Genomic DNA, 4,910 nt, shown 5'->3' with positions numbered 1-4,910 from the left:
CGGTGGTCGAGGACCTCGGCAACGAGATCTACTTCCCGTTCCTCCCCAACGGCGAGGAATACGGGAACATGGGGCCGTGGTACTCGACCTTCACCGTCCAGAACCCCAACAACTTCACGATCACGATCGCGGTCCGCAAGGCGGACGGCACGACCGTGACCACCGCCGAGCTGCAGCCGTTCGCGTCCAAGACGTGGCCGGCCTCGGCCGTCTTCGGTGACGGCAACGGCGGCGGCGTCTACGTCGTCGGGCCGTCGCAGCAGGACGTCGCACTGAACCAGCGGCAGTACACCGTCGTGCGGGGCAGCGAGTGGGTCGGTGGCGCCACCCCCAACCCCCAGCAACCCTGGAAGACCGCATCCCGAACCCGTGCACCGGGACGGGGAACGCGGTGACGGCCGTGGCGATCAGCCAGGACGGCAACCGCTTCGTGCTGGATACTCCGGCTGGTGATGGACCGACTTTCACCATCCAGAATGCCGACTTCGACTACAGCGTGGCCGGCGGCTTGCTCACGATCTACTGGAACAATGACGTCACGGCTTCTCCTCCTACTCCGACCAGGCCCGCGCCCGGGACGACCTACACGGTGACGGTGACCTGCCAGAGCAACATCACCGCGGAGACGCGCATCGGGCCGATCGCTGGCGTGGCGAAGATCGTGGCGCCGGTCGAGAGCAACAGCGGCCGCACCTCGGCGCAGCAGGAGTCGGTGAGCGGTTACACGGCGCTGCCGCAAGACGACGTGCGCATCCCCGGCACGCACCGGCTGGTCTTCCCGATCGTCCAGACCAACACCGGCTGGAACTCGGTGCTCCACATCACCAACTTCGACTCGCGCAGCAACTGCAGCGTCACGGTGACGCTCTACCAGACGCCGTCGGGCTACAGCGACCCGAGCTACGGGCAGTTCGTCAAGCTGCTCGCCAAGGGCCAGACCTGGCACATCGACCTCGCGGGTCAGGGCGTGCCGGACGGCTGGGTCGGGCAGGCCTGGGTGTCGAGCGACTGCGACGTCGCCGCGACCGTCGACCGCGTCAAGCCGGCGCAGCCGTGGGGTGACCCGGTCAACATGGCGCTGACCAACCAGGCGCTGCCGCAGCAGAATGTCGTCAACGTGGTGCAGGCGCTGCCGCTCGTCTTCCAGGGCTACAACGGCTGGAACACCGGCTACTCGATCGCCAACCTGAGCAACGACACGGCGGCGAACGTGCAGATCACCTACTACAACTCGGCCGGTGTGGCGGTCGGTACCGAGAGCCGGGTCATCCAGCCGCGGGCGATGGAGTTCATCTACAAGCCGCACACGACCGACGTCGGGATCGGCGGGTTCGGCCACGCCGTGGTGGTCTCCACCCAGCCGGTGCTGGTGGCGGTCGACTCGGTGAAGTACACCGGCAGCGGCCAGGACGTCGGCCAGGCGCTGAGCTACGTCGCGCAGTCGGGCACCGACATCCCGCACGGGCAGCTGTACATGCCGCTCTTCCAGAAGCAGGGCCTGCTCTCGGGCGGTAACGACAACAGCGGTGTGGCGCTGTTCAACGCGGGTGACCGGCCGGTGCGCGTGTCGATCGAGTTCTACAGCTCGACCGGCTCGCCAACTGCGCCGACGCTGACCGCGCCGATCATCGCCTCGATCCCGGCGCACGGTGGCTACATCGCCTACGCGCCGAGCTACGGCGAGATGCCCAACGGGTTCCAGGGCTCGGTCGTGGTCACGCAGCTCGACGGGCTGGGGCCGATCGTGGGCGTGTCGAACAACGTCAACTACGACGTGACGTTCGACGGCTCGGCCGCCTACAACATGCCGCGTGCCCAGGGCTGGGCGCTCACCTGCACGACTGCGCAGAACCCAGCGCCTGTTAACACGACGCCCGACTGCACGCTGGACGGCATGCTCGGGCCGGGGATCGTGCCGGGCGGCACGCCGATCCTGCTGCACGTCGTCGACGATCCGACGGCCGACGATATGTCGTTCAGCGCAGCGGCTGACGAGAACGTGCTGGCCCTGACGACGAATCCCGACGGCACGTTCACCGCACCGGTGTCGCTGTACTGGGTAACGGACAACAATAACGACAACCAGTTCAACGTCACCGTCGAGCTCTACTACGACGTCGACGGGGACGGCATACTCGGGGCGTACGACGTGCTCCTGACGGTGGTGACGTGCAGCACGTGATCTAAGCGTGCTCGGACTGGACGAGGGCGGGGTCAGGCGACCCCGCCCTCGTTCGTCGGGCAGGAGTCGGTCGGCCCGCACGAGCAGGCGGCCTGCGATCCCGCGCCAGCGGGGAACGCAGCGCACGGCGGTGTCTGCGCACCCCGTATCTGCAGTCGACGAGCGTTCCGTGCTCTCGCTACGCCGGTCGCGCTCTCGAGGGGCGAGGTAGGCGCTGCGCGCCTGTCTTTCGTTCTGCCGGCCCTCGGGGCCGGGCGGGTGCGGCACGCCCGACCCCTACCGGGACAGGCGGTCGCGTACAAGGGCCAGTCGGCGATGCGCCGACCGCTGTCCCCGGCCGACCGCACGTTGTAATGGCGCGGCGTGCCGCGCCCAGCCGCGCCGCAGGCGCGGGACCGTGGCGGGTTTCCCGGGCCTCGTGGCCCGGTTGGGTCAGGCACGCCTGATCCCGACGTGGCTGGCGGTCGTCTGGGCGGCCCCGGTGGGTGACGGACAGGCGACCGTCGGCAAGGGTGCCGCCGTTTGCCCCTATCGGGGCGACGCGTGCGTCGCCCGAGGGGACACCGCTCACCCCCGCTACTGGCGCTGCACCCCTGTCCGCGTTTTTCCTTGTAGGGGCGCGGCGTGCCGCGCCTGAACGTCCGTCCGTTCCCGGCCCTGACGGCCCGGTCGGGCCGGGCACGCCCGACCCCTACGGGACGCCAGCACCGCCTCTCCCGCACGCCAGGGGTCGGGGGTTCGGCCGTGAACCTCGCCCGGCCGCGCCGCCAGGCGAGGGAACGTGATTTGTTCCCGGCCCTCTCGGGCCGGACGGGTCAGGCACGCCTGACCCCTACACAGGGAACGGTGGCACGGCAATAGCCACCGTGACATACGACCGATCACGGTCGCCCTATCGTGTCCCGCCCTGTAGGGGCGAGGCGTGCCTCGCCGATCCGCGCCGTCAGGCGCTGGAACCGGGCCACGTTCCCCGGCCCTCCCGGGCCGCCCGGGTCACGCACGCGTGACTCCTACGGGGATGACGGTGGTCGATCGGACAACGGTGGATGGTCGTCAGGCGGCCGCCGGTAACCGACCGCACGCGGTAGGGCCGACGCGTGCGACGCCCGAGGGGACACCCCCACCCCCGCCGCTCGCGCGGCACCCCGGTCCGCGTTTTTCCCTGTAGGGGCGCGGCGCGCCCGGCCGAGCGGGAGGGCGCGGGTGGCGGACGACGGTGGTGCGGAGCGAGGAGGAGCGGGGCGGGGCGCCCTCCGGCGCCCCGCCGGGGAGACTGGAGGGAACTAGCAGCGGATCCCGTTCAGGGTATCCACCGCGCGGCAGGCATTGAGGAAGCGGCCGTTGGGCCAGGCTGCGGCGAGGCCGGGGATGGAATCGGCTGTCGCGATGAGGCGCTGCTTGAGGCAGGCCGCGGTCGAGCAGATGCCGCTGGCCAGGACCAGCCCGGCGACCCCAGCGGTGATCGGGGAGGCGAAGGAGGTGCCGCAGTTAGCACTGTAGCCGCCGGTGTTGTTCGGCATCAGGATACCCTTGCTCGGATCCGGGTTGCACTGGCCGCCCGGCGCGCCGAGGTCGACGACCTGGGTGAAGGGATTGGGGCTACCGTTGGACATGTAGGTGCGGTTCGTGTAGTTGGTCAGGCTGCGGTTGGGTCCGGTGACGCCGACGACCAGCACCTGCGGGTGACCACCCCAGGTCGTCTGTGGCCACTTGGGAACGGAGGTCGGGTCGTCGAAGTCGTTCCCGGCCGCAAAGACGAAGAGGACACCGCGCGACAGCGCGTACTGCATCGCCCGGTTGAGGGCCGTGTAGGTCCCGGGCGTCAGGGCCGAGTAGCCGAAGCCCCACGAGCCGTTGATGATCTGGGCACCGTGGTCCGCGGCGAAGACGAGGGCATCGGCCAGGGCGGCGGGATCGGGAAGGGTGCCAGAGTCGTTGTCATTCGAGAGGACGATCATCCGGCACTGGGGGCAGACGCCAGCGATCCCCCGCATGTTGTTGTGCGTCGCGGCGATGACGCCCGTGACCTGCGTACCGTGGCCGACCGGGTCGTTCAGACCGCACCCTGGACCGGGCGGCGACCCGCAGATCGTGAAGTCCCGGTAGAGGAGGATCTGGCCAGCCTGGAACTCCTCGTGCGGGCGGTACAGCCCCGAGTCGAGCACGGCGACGATGGGACGGATCCGGCTGCCGCTGACGAGCGTCCAGGCTTGCGGAGCGCGGATCTCCTGGAGGTACCACTGCTGGCCGAAGCGCGCGTCGTTCGGGACCGTCGGCGGGACGGCATCGAAGTGACCGAGCACCGCGAGTCCAGCGTCCTCGACGGCTGGGTCGCTCTTGTAGGCGGCGACGGCAGCCAGCTCGCTCCCCTCCGAGACCTGGACCACGTCGACATCGATCTGCGGGATCGAGCGGAGGAGCTGGGCGCCGAGTCGCTGGTGGACAGCGGCCTTGGTGGCTGCGCTCGTGCCGCGCTTGAAGGTCACCAGGACGCGGCCGGGCTGGTAGGGCGGCAGCTGCTGGCTCGAGCTGGCGGCGGCCAGCAGGGCCGGGGCGATGAGGGTGGCGACCAGCGCGAGCACGATGGCGAAGGTGCGCCAGCGCCACCGTCGTGCGAGCGATACCGAACGCATCGGACTCTCCCTTCCCTTCGCGAGACTATCTGGAGACCGCTCGGTATGCCGGTCGTGACGGGCGGGACGGCACGAGACGAATGACGGACATACGG

The 4,910-nt window shown here is 69.8% G+C and carries 3 protein-coding genes; 2 read left to right on the top strand and 1 reads right to left on the bottom strand.

The window, feature by feature from the left end:
* Both OO015_RS14060 and OO015_RS14055 read left to right on the top strand, forming a co-directional pair.
* The coding region (locus tag OO015_RS14060; RefSeq protein WP_265942280.1) for a hypothetical protein at positions 1 to 395 on the top strand (395 nt) is incomplete at its 5' end.
* On the top strand, positions 392 to 2,182 hold the full coding sequence (locus OO015_RS14055; RefSeq protein ID WP_265942278.1) for a hypothetical protein: 1,791 nt from the start codon (positions 392 to 394) through the stop codon (positions 2,180 to 2,182). The genes OO015_RS14060 and OO015_RS14055, both read left to right, overlap by 4 nt.
* A gap of 1,283 nt (positions 2,183 to 3,465) precedes the next feature.
* On the opposite strand, the gene OO015_RS14050 is transcribed toward OO015_RS14055, so the two are convergent.
* On the bottom strand, positions 3,466 to 4,815 hold the full coding sequence (locus OO015_RS14050; protein ID WP_265942276.1) for a S8 family serine peptidase: 1,350 nt from the start codon (positions 4,813 to 4,815) through the stop codon (positions 3,466 to 3,468).
* Positions 4,816 to 4,910 lie beyond the last annotated feature (95 nt).

The organism is Thermomicrobium sp. 4228-Ro (genome assembly GCF_026241205.1).
Taxonomy (GTDB): domain Bacteria; phylum Chloroflexota; class Chloroflexia; order Thermomicrobiales; family Thermomicrobiaceae; genus Thermomicrobium.
Note: the sequence above shows the minus strand (reverse complement) of the source record. Positions and strands in the feature narration are given on the sequence as shown.